We start from the raw sequence: 255 nt of genomic DNA on the forward strand, positions 1-255 counted from the left end.
ACGCGGCGTTGCTCCGTCAGACTTTCGTCCATTGCGGAAGATTCCCTACTGCTGCCTCCCGTAGGAGTCTGGGCCGTGTCTCAGTCCCAGTGTGGCCGATCACCCTCTCAGGTCGGCTACGCATCGTCGCCTTGGTGAGCCATTACCTCACCAACTAGCTAATGCGCCGCGGGTCCATCTGTAAGTGGTAGCCGAAGCCACCTTTTATGTTTGAACCATGCGGTTCAAACAAGCATCCGGTATTAGCCCCGGTTT

Annotated in this window: 1 rRNA gene; it reads right to left on the minus strand. The window is 56.9% G+C overall.

The annotated features are described in order from the left end of the window. A 16S ribosomal RNA gene (locus Q3W56_RS20855) occupies nt 1-255 on the minus strand; the annotation flags it as partial.

It is taken from the genome of Bacillus sp. C28GYM-DRY-1, assembly GCF_030519405.1.
Classification (GTDB): Bacteria; Bacillota; Bacilli; order Bacillales; family Bacillaceae; genus Bacillus; species Bacillus spizizenii_A.